15 protein-coding genes are annotated in these 16530 nt (G+C 62.6%); 5 read left to right on the top strand and 10 right to left on the bottom strand.

Annotated elements, in window-relative coordinates; all coding sequences use genetic code 11:
• Window positions 1-172: 172 nt before the first annotated feature.
• On the bottom strand, window positions 173-1384 hold the full coding sequence (locus PMI21_RS26240; protein ID WP_007933661.1) for an MFS transporter: 1212 nt from the start codon (window positions 1382-1384) through the stop codon (window positions 173-175).
• Between the two features lie 152 nt (window positions 1385-1536).
• Window positions 1537-5868, bottom strand: coding sequence for a DEAD/DEAH box helicase (locus tag PMI21_RS26245; protein WP_007933658.1), 4332 nt, complete (start codon window positions 5866-5868; stop codon window positions 1537-1539).
• 225 nt (window positions 5869-6093) lie between these two features.
• Here PMI21_RS26245 and PMI21_RS26250 point away from each other — a divergent pair, with 225 nt between their 5' ends.
• Together PMI21_RS26250 and PMI21_RS26255 are read left to right on the top strand one after the other, a co-directional pair.
• The gene (locus PMI21_RS26250) at window positions 6094-6978 is read left to right on the top strand and encodes a sugar nucleotide-binding protein (RefSeq protein WP_033063784.1); all 885 of its coding nucleotides are present in this window, start codon (window positions 6094-6096) and stop codon (window positions 6976-6978) included.
• On the top strand, window positions 6971-7900 hold the full coding sequence (locus PMI21_RS26255; RefSeq protein WP_007933656.1) for an NAD-dependent epimerase/dehydratase family protein: 930 nt from the start codon (window positions 6971-6973) through the stop codon (window positions 7898-7900). Before PMI21_RS26250 ends, PMI21_RS26255 begins: the two co-directional genes overlap by 8 nt.
• Before the next feature lie 179 nt (window positions 7901-8079).
• Here the strand turns inward: PMI21_RS26255 and PMI21_RS26260 are convergent, their stop codons facing one another.
• The 5 genes from PMI21_RS26260 to PMI21_RS26280 all read right to left on the bottom strand — a co-directional run bounded on the left by PMI21_RS26260 (window position 8080) and on the right by PMI21_RS26280 (window position 12181).
• Window positions 8080-8778 (bottom strand): OmpW/AlkL family protein, encoded by a 699-nt coding sequence (locus PMI21_RS26260; RefSeq protein ID WP_007933655.1) that lies wholly within the window; start codon window positions 8776-8778, stop codon window positions 8080-8082.
• Window positions 8779-8988: 210 nt separating this feature from the next.
• Window positions 8989-9507 carry a DUF3299 domain-containing protein gene (locus tag PMI21_RS26265; RefSeq protein WP_007933654.1) on the bottom strand — a complete coding sequence of 173 codons (519 nt, stop codon included), beginning with the start codon at window positions 9505-9507 and terminating at the stop codon, window positions 8989-8991.
• Between the two features lie 11 nt (window positions 9508-9518).
• Complete coding sequence (locus tag PMI21_RS26270) at window positions 9519-10784, bottom strand: ABC transporter permease (protein ID WP_007933653.1); 1266 nt, start codon at window positions 10782-10784, stop codon at window positions 9519-9521.
• A gap of 1 nt (window position 10785) precedes the next feature.
• Complete coding sequence (locus PMI21_RS26275) at window positions 10786-11496, bottom strand: ABC transporter ATP-binding protein (protein ID WP_007933651.1); 711 nt, start codon at window positions 11494-11496, stop codon at window positions 10786-10788.
• Window positions 11497-11581: 85 nt separating this feature from the next.
• Window positions 11582-12181 carry a DUF2796 domain-containing protein gene (locus tag PMI21_RS26280; RefSeq protein WP_007933649.1) on the bottom strand — a complete coding sequence of 200 codons (600 nt, stop codon included), beginning with the start codon at window positions 12179-12181 and terminating at the stop codon, window positions 11582-11584.
• 135 nt (window positions 12182-12316) lie between these two features.
• Between PMI21_RS26280 and PMI21_RS26285 the strand changes: the two genes are divergently transcribed.
• A complete protein-coding gene (locus PMI21_RS26285; RefSeq protein ID WP_007933647.1) occupies window positions 12317-12658 on the top strand; it encodes a hypothetical protein in 342 nt (113 codons plus the stop codon).
• Window positions 12659-12748: 90 nt separating this feature from the next.
• Here the strand turns inward: PMI21_RS26285 and trxA are convergent, their stop codons facing one another.
• The 3 genes from trxA to PMI21_RS26300 form a co-directional block, all read right to left on the bottom strand.
• Window positions 12749-13621: a thioredoxin gene (trxA, locus tag PMI21_RS26290; RefSeq protein WP_007933646.1), complete on the bottom strand. Its 873-nt coding sequence runs from the start codon at window positions 13619-13621 to the stop codon at window positions 12749-12751.
• 79 nt (window positions 13622-13700) lie between these two features.
• Entirely contained in the window at window positions 13701-14357 is a 657-nt protein-coding gene (locus PMI21_RS26295) for a class I SAM-dependent methyltransferase (protein WP_007933643.1), read from the bottom strand.
• Window positions 14354-14818, bottom strand: coding sequence for a YbaY family lipoprotein (locus tag PMI21_RS26300; protein WP_007933640.1), 465 nt, complete (start codon window positions 14816-14818; stop codon window positions 14354-14356). Before PMI21_RS26300 ends, PMI21_RS26295 begins: the two co-directional genes overlap by 4 nt.
• Window positions 14819-14934: 116 nt before the next feature.
• On the opposite strand from PMI21_RS26300, the gene nrdR reads away from it, so the two are divergent.
• Window positions 14935-15399 carry a transcriptional regulator NrdR gene (gene nrdR, locus PMI21_RS26305; protein WP_007906838.1) on the top strand — a complete coding sequence of 155 codons (465 nt, stop codon included), beginning with the start codon at window positions 14935-14937 and terminating at the stop codon, window positions 15397-15399.
• Window positions 15396-16529, top strand: coding sequence for a bifunctional diaminohydroxyphosphoribosylaminopyrimidine deaminase/5-amino-6-(5-phosphoribosylamino)uracil reductase RibD (ribD, locus tag PMI21_RS26310; RefSeq protein WP_007933638.1), 1134 nt, complete (start codon window positions 15396-15398; stop codon window positions 16527-16529). Before nrdR ends, ribD begins: the two co-directional genes overlap by 4 nt.
• Window position 16530 lies beyond the last annotated feature (1 nt).

Raw genomic sequence — 16530 nt, 5'->3', positions numbered from 1 at the left:
CGCCAGCCTGAAATGCCGATATGAGTCGCCGCCATGTCGCCTCCCATCCTCGGACAGCCCTGTCTTTTGATGACTGCGAGGCGAGCGAGAAAGTTTCGACGGGGCTACGGACGGTACACGTTCGACAAAACACCACCGATCAACTGTGGGAGCCTGCTCGCTCCCACAGTGGTTAGTGCCCGGCAACGATCCGGGTCGAACCTTCAGCCGGCTCGGCATACACCGGGCCCAACCGATCAAGACGACCACTCCAGGCTGTCAGTGCCAGCGCCACCAACACCACCAGGCCACCGATCCACGCGGTATGGATCAGCCCCATGTTCGCTACGATCAAACCGCCACCCCACGCACCACCGGCAATGCCGAGGTTGAACGCCGCAATGTTCAGGCCCGACGCCACGTCCACCGCATGCGGGGTGTGATGTTCGGCCTGACGCACCACATACACCTGCAGGCCCGGCACGTTGCCGAACGCCACCGAACCCCAGACCAACACAGTGGCCAGGGCCAGCCACGGATTGCCGGCGGTGAAGGTCAGCACGAACAGCACGGCGGCGAGCAGGGCGAAGATGATTTTCAGGGCACCGATCGGGCCGCGTTTGTCCGCCAGCTTGCCGCCCCAGATGTTGCCGACGGCCACCGAGATGCCGTACACCAGCAGCACCAGGCTGACGGTACTGGCGCTGAAGCCTGCAATGTCCTGAAGAATCGGCGCCAGAAAGGTGAAGGCGATGAACGAGCCGCCGTAGCCGACCGCCGTCATGGCATACACCAACAACAGGCGCGGTTGTTTGAGTACCTGCAATTGCTGCAACAGCGAAGCCGGTTTGCTGTGGGCGATGTTTTTCGGCACGTAGAGCAGGCTGCCGATGAAGGCGATCACACCCAATGCAGACACGGCGAGGAAGGTTTCACGCCAGCCGAAATGCTGACCGATAAACGTCCCCAGTGGCACGCCGGTGACCAGCGCCACGGTCAGGCCGGTGAACATGATGGCAATCGCGCTGGCGGCCTTTTCCTTCGGCACCAGGCTGGTGGCGATGATCGAGCCAATCGAGAAAAACACCCCGTGGGCCAGGCCGGTGACGATCCGCGCAATGATCAGCGACTCATAGCTCGGCGCTTTCCAGGCCAACAAGTTGCCGAGGGTGAACAGCACCATCAGCGACAACAGCAGCAATTTACGCGGGACTTTGCCGGTGAGGGCGGTCAGCACCGGCGCGCCGACGGCCACCCCGAGTGCATACAGGCTGACCAGCAGACCGGCGGACGGCAGGCTGACGCCGAGGTCGGCGCCGATGGTGGGTAACAGGCCAACGATGACGAACTCCGTCGTCCCGATGGCGAAAGCGCTGAGGGTCAGCGCCAGCAAGGCAATGGGCATGGCTGCAACTCCGGTGGATTGATTGATGGAGCGCAGTGTCGGGGTTTGGGTCGTGCGGAAAAATACAGGGGTGGGCATTTGATATTTGCGTGCAGGTCAAATATCGCGAGGGCTGATTTGTGTTGGCGCGGATGGGGCAGGACCAGACAACATCAATGCTGGATCAGTTTGCTACGGACCTGAGCACTGGCCTGTTGATCCAGCTCCAGCCAGAACTGCTGCTTGCCGGCGATTTCGGCGGCGGCCGGCAAGCCGTTGCGGTACACCAGTCGATTGCTCGCCAGCGCCGGCACTTTCGCGCCCGGCAACAGGGTGCCGGCGAGGTTCAGCGGATCCACCCCGCACACCGCGATCAAACTGCCGTCATGCGGGCGCCGCCTGACTTCGCGCAGCAACGGGATCGCCTCGGGCAGCGCAAACTGTTCACCGGCCAAACCACTGACAAACCGCCCGCCACGGATCTCGCCCCGGGCTTCCAGCCGATGGAGCGTGCGCAGCAATTCCCGCCAACTCGGCAACCAATCCGCCTCACGCTCCAGCACGCGCCAGAACACCACGCCGTAACGGCGCAGCAAGGTCATGGCGATGTGTTCCAGGGTTTCTGTGGGCGTGGACGTCGGGCGTTGTTTATCCACAATCGGCTTATCCACAACCGGTGCGGCAGTACCACGACGCAACAACGCCCAGCGCCCGGCATCGTCCATGCCGCCGACAAACGCCCCGCGACCACGTCGGCTGCTACGATTCTGGCGTTTGCTGGCCGGGGTGATCAGCGCCCGCAACCCGGCGAAACTGTCGGCGTTTACCAGTCCGGCACCCACCAGTTCCTGCAAGGCGATTTCCAGTTCCGAGCGCAGCAGATGGGCCTCGTGCATCAGCTCATCGAAAAACAGCGCGCCGTGCTGGCTGAGCGCTGCATGGACCTTTTGTGTTTTGGGCGACAGTTCGCTGACCGGCGTCTGCTCGGTCAAGCTGCTCCACAACCCGACCTGACTACGCGGCAGCAGCAGAATTGGCGTGCTGCGCAATGCCGTGCCGGTGCTCTTGTTGCGCGCAGTCAGGCGCGTCCAGACCAGTTTGCCGCTGCGGCATAACTCATCCAGCCAGCTCGCCGAATAGTCTTTGAGCCGCGCCGGCAGAATGTCGCTGTCCCATGCCGAAGCGGCGGCGGGGTAGCCTTCGAACTGGCTGATGATCGCCGGCAACACTGCGCTACCCTGGCCTCGGCTTGCGGTGGAAAGATGCTGCCAGTCGAACAGAAAACGCATGAAATCCTGCAACGCCACCGGCTCGATTTCCCGCCGCAGCCGTTTGACTGTGTATCGATGAATTCGCGCCAGCAGATGCCGTTCGCACCATTCCTCTTCACGGGCGCCCGGGCTGAATTGCCCGCGCAGCACGTAACCTTCGCGTTCCAGTTGCGCCAGGGCCTGAGTGACTTGAAGCGCCGGTAATCCAAGCGGTTCGGCAATCGCCGTCAGTGGCAACGGACCAAACGCGCTGAGCCGCGCACGGATCACTTCCAGCACCGCTTCGTCCGGTTCCCAGATTTCATCGAAACCCGGCAACGCCTCCAGCGCTGGCTGCAACGTGGCCTGTAGATAAATCGCCCGCAGGCAGGTCAGCCGCTCCAGCGCCAACCACAGCGAATGCTCGGCATTGATCTGCAAGCGGCTGGCGCGGCCACTGTCGGCCAGGGTGTTCAGCCACTCGAGCCAATTGGGGTTGGCCTGGGCCTCGCTTTCGGTAATACACGCCAGGCTCATCAAGGCCTCATGCATTTCATCAAGGCCGGTTGGCGTTGGCCAGGCTTCGTCGCGCACGGCGGCAATCGCCTCGGCGTCCAGCGCGCCGAGGTCATCGGTGGACTGCGGATCGCTCCAGCGGCGGTTGAGCACCGCCTGAGTACGGCGTTCTTCCAGCGGCGCGTCGTCGAGGAAGGTGTAGGGGCGGGCGCTGAGGATTTCTGCCGCCAGTGGCGAAGGCGCCGGCAAATCACGGCTGATCAGGCGAATGTCGCCCTGCTCCATACGTCGCAACAGCGCCAGCCAGCCTTCGCTGTCCATGGCCTCGTGCAGGCAGTCGTCGAGGGTTTGTTCCACCAGCGGATGGTCGGGAATCTCGCGCTCGCCGGCGAGGTTTTCCACGCAGGCGATCTGATCGGGAAACACGCTGGCGATCAGGTCTTCGCTTTTCATCCGCTGGATCTGCGGCGGTACTTTGCGGCCGCCGCTGTAGCGTGGCAGCGCGAGGGCGACCCCGGCATTCCAGCGCCAGCGCACGCCGAACAGCGGGGCCTCGAGCACTGCTTGAGTCAGGATATGTTCAGCACTGTTGCTGTGCAGGTAGCGCCACACGTCGTCCAGCTCGAAGCTGTGGCTGGTGGACAGCGACAGCACGATGGCGTCTTCGCTGGCGGCGGCCTGCAATTCGAAGTTGAAGGTGCGGCAGAAACGCTTGCGCAGGGCCAGGCCCCAGGCGCGATTGATGCGGCTGCCGAGCGGCGAGTGGATGATCAGTTGCGTACCGCCGGACTCGTCGAAAAACCGCTCCATCACCAGTGTGTCTTGCGACGGCAAGGCACCGAGGGTCAGGCGGGCCCGGGCCAGGTAGTCGATCAGTTGCTCGGCGCTGGCGAGGTTCAGGCCAAGGGTGTCGGTCAGCCAGTCGAGCGCCGGTTGCAGATTACCGGGTGTGGCAGCGAGCAGATCATCGAGTTGTGCTTGCAGGCGGGCCACGGCGAACGACAGTTCATTGCTGCGACCGGGTGCTTCGCCGAGCCAGAACGGAATGGTCGGCGGCTGACCCTGAGCGTCTTCGACCCGGACCTTGCCGGTTTCGACCCGCAGGATTCGGTACGAGGTATTGCCCAGCTGAAAGATATCCCCGGCGATGCTTTCCACCGCGAAGTCTTCGTTGACGCTGCCGATGTTCAGCCCCTGAGGCTCCAGCAACACGCTGTAGTCGGCGTTGTCCGGAATTGTCCCGCCGCTGGTTACGGCGGTCAGCTTGGCGCCCCGACGACCGCGCAAGGTGTGGCTTACAGCGTCCCGGTGCAGGTAAGCGCTGCGGATGCCCTGGCGACCGTTGTAGCCCTCGGCGAGCATGTGCAGCAGCGATTGGTAATGTTTTTCGTCGAGCCTGGCGTAAGGCGAGGCGTTGCGCAGCATCTGCAGCAGGGCCTGTTCCTGCCATTCCTGGCAGCTGACCTCGGCGATGATCTGTTGGGCCAGCACGTCCAGCGGCGCTTCGGGGATCTGCAAGGTGTCGAGTTCGCCACGGCGCACGCAATCGAGCAGGGCGGCGCATTCGATCAGGTCGTCGCGGGTGGTGGCGAACAACCGGCCCTTGGGCGTGCCGCCAACCTGGTGCCCGGAGCGGCCGACCCGTTGCAGAAAACCGGCAATCGAGCGCGGCGAAGCGATCTGGCACACCAGGTCGACGTCGCCAATGTCGATCCCCAACTCCAGCGAGGCGGTGGCGATCAGCACTTGCAGCTCGCCGCGCTTGAGCCGTTGCTCGGCGTCGAGGCGAAATTCCTTGGCCAGGCTGCCATGGTGGGCGGCCACGGCCTCTTTGCCGAGGCGTTCGCTCAAGTGCCGGCTCAGGCGTTCGGCCAGGCGCCGGGTGTTGACGAAAATCAGCGTGGTCCGGTGCTCGCGGGCGAGGGCGGCGAGGCGGTCGTAGACCAGCTCCCATACGTCATTGGCCATTACCGCCGACAACGGCACCGGCGGCACTTCTATATCGAGATCCCGTGGGCGGGCGTGACCGATGTCGATGATTTCGCAGGCGCGATCGCGGCCGACCAAAAAGCGTGACACCGCTTCGATGGGCTTTTGCGTGGCCGACAGGCCGATCCGCACCAGCGGTTGCGGGCAAAGCGCTTGCAGACGTTCCAGGCTCAGGGCCAGGTGACTGCCGCGTTTGCTGGCGGCGATGGCGTGGATTTCGTCGACGATTACCGTTTGCGTGGTACCGAGCATTTGCCGCCCGGAGTCAGAGCCAAGGAGCACGTAAAGGGATTCCGGGGTGGTGACCAGAATGTGCGGCGCGGTTTTGCGCATGGCCGAGCGGTCTTTTTGCGGCGTATCGCCGGTGCGCACGGCGGTGCTGATCGGCACGTCGGGCAGGCCCATCACGCGTAACTGCTCGGTGATGCCGGCCAGCGGGGTTTGCAGGTTGATCCGGATGTCGTTGGACAGCGCCTTGAGCGGCGAAACGTAGACCACCAGGGTTTCGTCCGGCAGGCCATCCGGGTTCTCCAGCCCGCGATGGACCAGATCGTCGAGCACGGCCAGAAACGCGGTGAGGGTTTTACCGGAGCCGGTGGGCGCGGCAATCAGCGTTGAGCGGCGCTGGCGGATCAACGGCCACGCCCGGGCCTGGGCGGCGGTGGCCGTCGCGAAAGTGTTGCTGAACCAGGCGCTGACGGCGGGGTGAAAGCCTGCCAGTGCAGCGTCCGTGGGGATGGGCAGATTCATGAAGTAATTTATGCGGGTGGGGCGGGGAAGTTGCAAGTACCGCTCAGGGTCTGTGTTGATCCTGAGGCCCGTAGCAGCACCACAAATCCTCGGGAACTACACTTTACGGATGACGGTTGCGCACTAAACCCGCAAAATGCAACGATTCCGGCAATTATTGAGGACATCGCCTGCGGGCGCTGTCGATAAAGCCATCGTTCCAATCAGACTGGGCCTGCTGACTCTATGCGAATGCGCCTTATGTTACTGGGCGGCGGAAATGCCCTTGGGCAGGCGCTGATTCGCCTCGGTGCGGAGGAAGACATCGGTTTCCTCGCCCCCCGCCCACCACAAGACGGCTGGGACGCCGCGAGCCTGACGCAACTGCTCGACGATACCCGTCCGGATGCGTTGATCAATCTCGCCTACTATTTCGACTGGTTCCAGGCGGAGACCGTCAGCGAGCAGCGTCTGGCCGGGCAGGAGCGCGCCATCGAGCGTCTGGCCGAGCTGTGCCAGCATCACAACATCGTGCTGCTGCAACCGTCGAGTTATCGCGTGTTCGATGGCTCCCGGGCGACCGCCTACAGCGAAAAAGACGAACCGGTACCGTTGGGCCTGCGCGGTCAGGCCTTGTGGCGCATCGAGCAAAGCGTGCGCGCCACCTGTCCGCAGCACGTGTTGCTGCGTTTCGGCTGGCTGCTCGACGACAGCCCCGACGGCACCCTCGGGCGATTCCTGGCCCGGGCCGAGAAAGCCGAAGAACTGCTGTTGGCCGATGATCGCCGCGGTAATCCGACGCCGGTGGACGACGCCGCCCGGGTGATCATCTCGGTGCTCAAGCAACTCGATTGCGCGGCGCCGCTGTGGGGCACTTACCACTACGCCGGGCATGAGGCGACCACGCCGCTGGCACTGGGGCAGGCGATTCTGACTGAAGCTCGCGCCCTGCATCCGCTGGCCATCGAAGCGCCGACCGCCCAGGCTCACGCCGCGCGGCCCGACGCTGCCGAAGAACCGCAACACGCGGTGCTGGCCTGCAAGAAAATTCTGCACACTTTCGGGATCAAGCCCCGCGCCTGGCGCGCGGCACTCCCGGGCTTACTGGATAGGTTTTATCGCCATGGCTGACGGCCCTGTTTTAATCACCGGCGGCGCCGGTTTCATCGGTTCGCACCTGACCGATGCCTTGCTCGCCAAAGGGCATTCGGTGCGGATTCTCGATGACCTGTCCACCGGCAAACGCAGCAACCTGCCGATGGACAATCCCCTCGTCGAACTGATCGAAGGCGACGTCGCCGATGCCGCCCTGGTGGCGCAGGCGATGCTCGGTTGCAGCGCGGTGGCGCATCTGGCCGCGGTGGCTTCGGTGCAGGCTTCGGTGGACGATCCGGTGAAAACTCACCAGAGCAACTTCATCGGCTCGCTGAACGTCTGCGAAGCCATGCGTCAGGCCGGTGTCAAACGCGTGTTGTACGCGTCCAGCGCAGCGGTCTATGGCAACAATGGCGAAGGCGAGTCGATCGACGAAGACACGCCCAAGGCACCGTTGACGCCGTATGCGGTGGACAAGTTGGCGAGCGAGCATTACTTCGATTTCTATCGCCGCCAGCATGGTCTGGAACCGGTGATTTTCCGCTTCTTCAATATATTCGGCCCGCGCCAGGATCCGTCCTCGCCGTACTCCGGTGTGATCAGCATTTTCAGCGAGCGAGCGCAGAAAGGCCTGCCGATCACCGTGTTTGGTGATGGCGAGCAGACGCGCGATTTTGTCTACGTCGAGGACCTGGTGGACGTGCTGGTGCAAGCCATCGAGAAACCGCAGGTCGAGGTCGGGGCGGTGAATGTCGGCTGGAATCAGGCGACAACTCTCAAGCAGATGCTTGAAGCCCTTGAAGCCGTGGTCGGCAAGCTGCCGCCCGTAAGCTACGGCCCGGCGCGTTCCGGTGACATCCGCCATTCACGAGCGAATAACCGGCGTTTACTGGAGCGGTTCACCTACCCGGAGCAGACGCCGATGAGCGTTGGCCTGGCGCGGTTGTTGGGGCACTGAGGTTTTACACCGCTGTGAAAAAGGCGCCTTGAAGGCGCCTTTTTCACGGCTGGAATTTGCGTTATCGCTGATGCAATCCCCGTGACGGGGGAGTTTTGCTCCCGGTCGACCGCGTATCGGTCGCCATCAGTTTGAGTCTGGCCGTCACAACGCCTCATTCACCACCACGTGAACGTTCTTTAGAACTTGTAACCCAGGCCGACCATGTAGATGAACGGATCGACGTCCACGTTCACCCGTGCGCGGGTGCCCGGGGCCACGGCGTTGTTCTCGACGGTGGCACGGGTGTCGATGTCGATGTAGCGCACCTGGGCGTTGATCATCACGTTGTCGGTGAGCATGTAATCGGCACCGACCTGCCAGGCCAGGCCCCAGGAGTTATTCGCCTTGAAGTTGCTGAAGCCATTGGCGCTGGCTTCGCTGCCGACGTGCTCGTCGTAGATCCAGGTGTAGTTGATACCGCCGCCGATATACGGCTGGAATGCGGACTTGGAATCCAGCGGGTAGTAGACCAGGCTCAGGGTCGGCGGCAGGTGTTTCAGGGTGCCGAGTTTGCCGTTGGCGGCGTCGAGCGCGGTGCCTTTGAGCTTCACGTCATGCTCGAACGGCGAAGCCGCCAGCAGTTCGATCCCCAGGTTGTTGGTGATCATGTAGGCGAAGTTCAGGCCCAGTTGCGTGTCGCTGCTCATGGTGGCCTTGCCACCCAGATCAGCGCCCTTCAGCGGGCCTTGATCGACCTTGACGCTGGAGCTGTCGGCCGTCGGATTCACGGTGATCGCACCGGCCCGAACGATGATGTCGCCGGCGGTGTGGGCATGGGCGAGCGGGGCTGTGAGCGCGAGGGCAAGCAGCGAAGCGCTGAGCAGGGACTTGTGCATGGGGGCTCCAAAGGACGTTAAAAATGTTTGATGTCCAATGGTAGGGATCCAACTGATACGGTCTTTTGACTCAGCTCAACGAAACAGTGATGCCCCTAAAAGATCGCAGCCTTCGGCAGCTCCTACATTGACCGAGTGAAAACCCGATCCTGTAGGAGCCGCCGAAGGCTGCGATCCTGGCGATGTCAACGATACGAATGACTGGAGGATTCACTCCGGCAGTTCATACACATAAATCTTCTGCGCCTCCATCTGATACCCGGCATCCGCCAATTCGCTGGTGGACGCCTTGACCTGCAACGCACCCTCGACCCAGTACGGCTGATACAGCTCATCAAGCTTCACGCCGACTTCGCTTTTGACGTGCACGATCTGGTTCGACGGCGGCGGCGGTACGTGGATGCAGGCGCCGAAATACGGCACCAGCAGAAAATCGGTGGTGCGGCCTTCTTCACTGACTTCCAGCGGCACGATGTACCCCGGCAAGCGAATGTTCTGGCCATCGAGGCTTTTCACCACCGGCGCGTTTGGCATGTCCTGTTTGGCGGCCGGCGCCGACTCTGCGGACAACGCGTCGCTCATCTTCGACAGGTCGTGCAGTGGCGTCATGTTCGGCACTTCCGGTGGGGCATCCGGCGGGATCATTTCCGACCAGGTCAGGTCTTTCGGCTCGGCCGCCCACAGCGGCAGAGCGACCAGCATCAACAGCGCAAGCAGCACGCGGGGCATTTTCAACGTCCTCATAAGCGGATCGACAGGCCATCGGCCAAGGATTGGCGATAGGCGCGCCAGGCCGGCACGCTGCCCATCAGCAGCGCGGCGATCAGGATGCCACCGAGCAGCGTCCATTCATATTCGCTTGGCCAGGCCAGCGGCAGGTACAAACCGTAATTCGACTGCACGTAACCCTGCGCCACGGCGATGCCCACATACAGCAGCGCCACGCCGGCAATCACTCCCGACAGCGCCAGGGCAAACGCTTCCAGCACCAGTAAAGTCGCGATATGCCATGGTCGCGCGCCCACCGAGCGCAGAATCGCCATCTCGCGGCGGCGCTCGTTGAGGCTGGTGAGAATCGCCGTGAGCATGCCGATCAACCCGGTCAGCACCACGAACAGCGAGACGACGAACAAGGCTTTTTCTGCCGTGCTCATCAAGCTCCACAACTCCTGCAGCGCCACACCCGGCAGGATCGCCAGCATCGGTTCGCCACGGAATTCGTTGATTTCACGTTGCAGCGCGAAGGTCGAAATCTTGTTGTTAAGGCCGAGCATGAATGCGGTGATTGCCTGCGGTGTCAGGTCCATGTTGCGCGCCTGATCGGCACTGACCCGACCGTTACCACGCGCCGGTACACCGTTGTGCCAGTCGATGTGGATCGCTTCCATGCCGCCGAGGCTGATGTGCAGCGTGCGGTCCACCGGGGTGCCGGTGCGTTTGAGGATGCCGACCACAGTGAACGGCTTGTCGTCGTGCTTGACCAGGCTGATCGCTGCCACGCCATGGGCCAGTACCAGTTTGTCGCCGAGCTTGTAGTGCAGCGCATCGGCCACTTCGGCACCGAGCACCACTTCGAACGGATCGCTGGCGAAGGCACGGCCGTCGGCCAGTTCCAGATGCTGTTGATGGCCGTACTGGTAATGCTCGAAGTACGCCTCGGTGGTGCCCATCACCCGATAACCACGATGGGAATCGCCGAGGGACATCGGGATCGCCCACTTCACTTTCGGGTTGTTGGCGAACTGCTCGAAGCTGTCCCAGCGGATGTTGTTGGTGGCGTTGCCGATGCGGAATACCGAATACAGCAGCAGGTTCACCGAGCCGGAACGCGCGCCGACGATCAGGTCGGTGCCGCTGATGGTGCTGGCGAAACTGGCCTTGGCCTCGGTGCGTACCCGCTCCACCGCCAGCAGCAGGCAGACCGACAGGGCGATGGCGAACGCGGTGAGGATCGCGGTGAAGCGACGGTTAGCCAGGCTGGCCATGGCTAGACGAAACAAATACATCTCAAACCTCGGACGGGGTGGCGGCGCGATTGAGATCGGCCAGCGACAGGTGGCGATCGAACAGCGGCGCGAGGCTCTGATCGTGACTGACGAACAACAGGCTCGAGCCGGCTTCGCGGCATTCTGCGAACAGCAGGCGAATGAAGTTTTCGCGAGCATCGTAGTCCAGGGCTGAGGTCGGTTCGTCGGCGATCACCAGTTCCGGCTGACCGATCAACGCACGCGCGGCAGCGACCCGTTGCTGCTGGCCGATGGACAGCGAATCGGCGCGGCGGCCCAGAATGTTTTCGTCCTTCAGGCCCAGATGGGCGAGCAGGGTGGCGGCGGCCTGATCGACGCTGCCGTGGCGCTGTTTCGCCCGCTCGGCGCGCAGTTTCGAGAAGTGACAGGGCAGTTCGACGTTCTCCCGCACTGACAGAAACGGCAGTAAGTTGAACTGCTGGAAGATGTAGCCGGTGTGATCGACCCGGAAGTGGTCGCGGGCACCGGCCGAGAGTTCGGTCAGCTCCTGGCCGAGCAGGCGGATGCTGCCGCGGTCAGGCTTCTGCACACCGCCGAGCAGGCCGAGCAGGGTGGTCTTGCCGCTGCCGCTGGGGCCTTTGAGGAACAGGGTTTCACCAGGCTCCAGGCGAAACGCCGGGATGTCCAGCAGCGTCGGGTGACCAGGCCAGCTGAAGCCCAGGTCGGACAGTTCGATGAGTGCTTGGGTCATGGCGCCGATTTCATGGTGTTGATGACCTGTAGGAGCTGCCGAAGGCTCGGGCCGCGTTCGGCGTTCCTACGGGATTGGTGTTGGATCAGAATTTCAGGGCAGCGGCCTTGGCCGTCACTTCAACCCCTTGCTGCCCGCTCGGGCTGATCAGTTGTACCTGAATCTTCTGGGTAGCCGGGAACGTATTAAAGATAGTCGCCAGGTCCAGGGTCTTCAGCGCGCCCGGGGCCGAGCAGCTGAATTGGTAATGGGCGTGGATTTCGCTGTGGTCATGGTGATGTTCATGACCGTCCTTGGCGTCTTCGTGATCATCTTCGTCATGATCGTCGGCATCCGGCTTGTCACCGAACAGCGGGCTCTCCAGTTCCTGGGTCGCGACCACGCAACCGGCGGCTTTCGGCAGGTTGAACAGCGTCAGCGGTTTTTCCAGTTGGGCACGGACCGCGGCGACTTTGGCTTTGTCGGCGTCGGTGGTGGCGGCGTGTTCGAAGCCCACCAGGTTCATTGCCGGGCTTTCCAGTTCCAGCTCCAGGGTCTGGCCGTCCAGCGCCGCATTCAAACGACCGACGCCATGTTCGTGGGCGCCGAGGCTGCCGTGCTCATGGTCGTGATCATGCTCGACAGCCGCGTGGGCGACAGCCAGCGGCAACAGGGCAAACGGCAAAGCGAGCAGCAGACGGCGCATGGCGGGTCTCCGAAAAGTAAAATGAAAAATTTGTTATGTAATCTTATAACGAAAGTGCCGAGAGTTTGACCGTCTGCTTGGCGTTGTGCAAGACCCATGGGAGCATGCGAGTCATGTGTGGGCAGGAGCAGACTTATGTTGCGAATACGCGGAAGCATCGGCGACTGGCCGGTGGATTTGACTCTGGAACTGGATGAGGGCGACTGGGCGCAGCTCGGTGCGCAGTTGCAGGCTGCCAAACCCGAGGCGAGTGCAACACCGGTCAAACCGGTGAATCAGGACGAGGCGCTGTGGCAGATCGCCAAAGAACTGCTGCGCAAGGCCGGGCAATTGAGCGGGCCGGATTTGCTGGAGCAGTTGGAAGGGCTGACCGGCAGCGCAGCAGCGGGCAAGCGCTTGTTGGTGCGCTTGCGCCACTGCGCAGACGTCAAAGTGGTGAGCGGCGGGGATACGCCGCTCTACAGCTGGATCGAGTAAGCCACAAAAAAAGATCGCAGCCTGCGGCAGCTCCTACAGGGGGAATACATATCCCGCGTAGGAGCTGCCGAAGGCTGCGATCTTTTGATTTCAATAGAGCGCGGCAAACAACTTGCGACGGTACGTGGTCACCAGCGGGTGATCGTTGCCCAGCAGTTCGAACACTTGCAGCAAGGTCTTATGCGGCAAGCCTTCGCTGTAGCTGCGATTACGGATGAACAGTTTCAGCAAGGCATCCAGCGCCGCGTCGTATTGCTGACGGGCCAGTTGCTGGATCGCCAGTTGATACACCGCCTCATCGTCCTGCGGATTTTTCGCCAGGCGTGCTTTCAGGTCTGCCGCATCCGGCAAATCCCTGGCCTGGCCGAGAAACTGGATCTGCGCCTTGGCGCCGGCCAGCGCGGCCTTGTGTTCATCGGTCTTGACCGCGTCGAGCACGACTTGCGCTTCACCCAGTTCACCGCGTTCGGTGAGGCAGCGGGCGTAGAGGATCAGGGCCTTGGCATTGGTGTTGTCTTCAGTCAGCAAGACTTTGAGCGTGGCTTCGGCGTCGGCGAAACGGCCGTCATCGAACAGCGCCTGAGCCTGTTCGAACGGATCGGCGGCGGCCGGCGGCGGCATTTGCACATGAGGCTCGAGCATCGTGCGCACAGCGGATTCCGGTTGCGCACCGGCAAAACCGTCCACCGGCTGACCGTCCTTGAACAGCACCACCGTTGGCAGGCTGCGAATGCCGAAACGCGCAACAATGTCCTGCTCGATGTCGCAGTTGACCTTGGCCAGCAGCAACTCGCCCTGATAGCTCTCGGCGATGGTTTGCAGCATCGGCATCAGGGCCTTGCACGGCGCACACCATTCGGCCCAGAAATCCACCAGTACCGGTTTGTGAAAAGAGTTCTCGATCACCGACTGGTCGAAATCGGCAGTCGTGGCGTCGAAAATGTACGGCGTTTCCTGACTCATGGGGGATCTCGTAAAAGCATGGATGGAACCACTATAAAGCTTGGTAGGGGGCGGCTGAAAGCGGGGTGACATGTCGGCTTCAAGTACGCCGCGCGTGGTAAAGGCTCACATGCCGAAACTCTTCGGGCTCGGCCAGGTCCGGCAAGGTCATCGCCTCCAGCATCTCGATGCGCCGATATAGCGGATGGCGAAAGTCCCGTACCCGTGAATCCGCCACCAACGCTTCCCGGCCACGGCTGAGAAACTCGTCGAGTAACGGCAGATTTTCCCGGTCGTACAACACATCGGCCACCAGAATCAGATCAAACCGATCCGCTTCGGCGAAAAAATCCGTCGAGTAGCGCAGTTGCACATCATTGAGTTCGGCATTCGCCCGACACGCGGCAATCGCCAGCGGGTCGAGGTCACAGGCCACCACTTCCAGCGCCCCGGCCTTCACTGCCGCAATCGCGGCCACCCCGGAACCGGCACCGAAATCCAGCACCCGTTTGCCTTCGACCCAGTGCGGGTGTTCGGCGAGATAGCGGGCCACGGCCAACCCACTGGCCCAACAGAAACTCCAGTACGGCGGCTCGTGGAGAATCCGCCGGGTTTCTTCGGGGCTGAAGGCGCGGTCCATGTTGTCACCGTCGATCAGCCAGAGTTTCAGCTCGGTGCCTGGTAACTCACAGGCTACAAGCTGTGCGTCACCAAGCAGTTCACCCAACGCCTGTTGCAGGTCGAGCGGTGCAATCATGGCGCTTTGACGAATTGCAGCTGACCCAGGGCCTGGGTCGTCGGCTGTGTGATGAGTTGCGCCGGCAGATGCAGAATCAACTGCCCGGACTGGCTGGCGCGGCCGCGCAGTTCAACGCGAGCGCCAACCGGGAAGGATTCAGGGTTGAAACGCAGGCGAAACGGCAACACCTGATTAGTGCCGATCAGGTTGGCACTGGCGAGCAATTGCTGCGGGCGATCCTTGTCGTCGATCACCAGCAGCGCCAGTTCGACTTCAGCATCGGCCGGCACGCCCAGCAGGGTGCCGCTGATTTCACGTTGGTAAGCCGGCAGCGGGCCGAGCTCGGCAGATGCCTTGGCTTTCTTCTGCGCCTGTTGCGGCGCCGGGCCGGGCGTCGGTGGCTGGGGCTTGGGTGCATCGCTGCCACAGGCCACCAGCAGGCTGAAAAGACTGAGCAAAACGAGCGGTCGTAACGGCATTGGCGGCTCCGGCAAGGTGAAAACATTATAGCCCGTCTGTATACCGCAAACCCTATGGCTTGTCTTGCCACGGGGATGCGCTACCATGGCCCTCCCATTTTTTGTTGCCTGCCACCATGCACTGTCCCTTCTGCGGTGCCAACGACACCAAGGTCATCGACTCGCGTCTGGTCGCCGAGGGCGAACAGGTGCGCCGCCGGCGTGAATGCCTGGCCTGCGGCGAACGTTTCACGACGTTCGAAACCGCTGAACTGGTGTTGCCGCGCCTGATCAAAACCGACGGCAGTCGCCAGCCGTTCGACGAAGAAAAACTCCGTGCCGGCATGCAGCGGGCGCTGGAGAAGCGCCCGGTGAGTGTCGAGCGCCTGGAATCGTCGCTGGTGCACATCAAACACAAACTGCGCGCCACCGGCGAACGCGAGGTCAAATCCCTCGTGGTCGGCGAACTGGTGATGGCCGAGCTGAAAAAGCTTGATGAAGTCGCCTATATCCGCTTCGCTTCGGTGTATCGACGCTTCCAGGACCTCAACGAGTTCCGCGAAGAGATCGATCGCCTCGCCCGTGAACCGGTGAAAGAATGACCACCTCCCCGGAACAAGCCATCCTCGACGCCCATTACATGGCCCGCGCCCTGGAACTGGCGCGTAAAGGTCATTACACGACGCACCCCAACCCGCGGGTTGGCTGTGTGGTGGTGCGTGACGGGCAGATTGTCGGCGAAGGCTGGCATGTGCGCGCCGGCGAGCCCCATGCCGAAGTCCACGCCCTGCGCGCCGCTGGCGACAAGGCGCGAGGCGCCACGGCTTACGTGACCCTCGAACCGTGCAGCCACCACGGCCGTACGCCGCCCTGCGCCGATGCGCTGGTGAAAGCCGGTGTGGCGCGCGTCGTTGCGGCGATGCAGGACCCGAACCCGGAAGTCGCCGGTCGCGGTCTGCAACGCCTGGCCCAAGCCGGCATTGCCACCGAAAGCGGCGTGCTGGAAGGCGAGGCGCGCAAGCTTAATGAAGGCTTCCTTAAACGCATGGAGCACGGCTTGCCGTTCGTGCGGGTCAAATTGGCCATGAGCCTCGACGGTCGCACGGCGATGGAAAGCGGCGAAAGCCAATGGATCACCGGCACAGCGGCGCGTTCGGCGGTACAACGGCTGCGTGCTCAGGCCAGTGTGGTGCTGACCGGTGCCGACACGGTGCTGGCGGACTATGCCCGTTTGACCGTGCGAGCCGATGAATTGGGCCTCGATCCCGAACAAACGGCCTTGGCCATGAGCCGTCCGCCACTGCGCGTGCTGATCGACGGTCGCCTGCGGGTGCCGCTGGACGCGCCGTTCTTCAAGGCCGGCCCGGCATTGGTTGCCACGTGCATGGCGATCGAAGAGCAATACGCCAACGGTCCGGAATGCCTGATCGTGGCGGGCGACGATGGCCAGGTCGACTTGCGCAAGTTGTTGGTTGAACTGGCTGCCCGTGGCGTCAACGAGGTCCTGGTCGAAGCAGGTCCGCGTCTGGCCGGGGCGTTTGCTCAGCAAGGGTTGGTGGACGAGTTCCAGATATTCATTGCCGGCAAGTTCCTCGGCTCCACGGCGCGACCGTTGCTGGACTGGCCGCTGGCGCAGATGAAAGATGCGCCCGAGCTCAAAATTACCGAAATCCGCGCGGTTGGCGATGACTGGCGAGTCATTGCCATACCTGTCCCAACGGTCAGCGTATAAT

It is taken from the genome of Pseudomonas sp. GM18 (assembly GCF_000282195.1).
Taxonomy (GTDB): domain Bacteria; phylum Pseudomonadota; class Gammaproteobacteria; order Pseudomonadales; family Pseudomonadaceae; genus Aquipseudomonas.
Note: the sequence above shows the minus strand (reverse complement) of the source record. Positions and strands in the feature narration are given on the sequence as shown.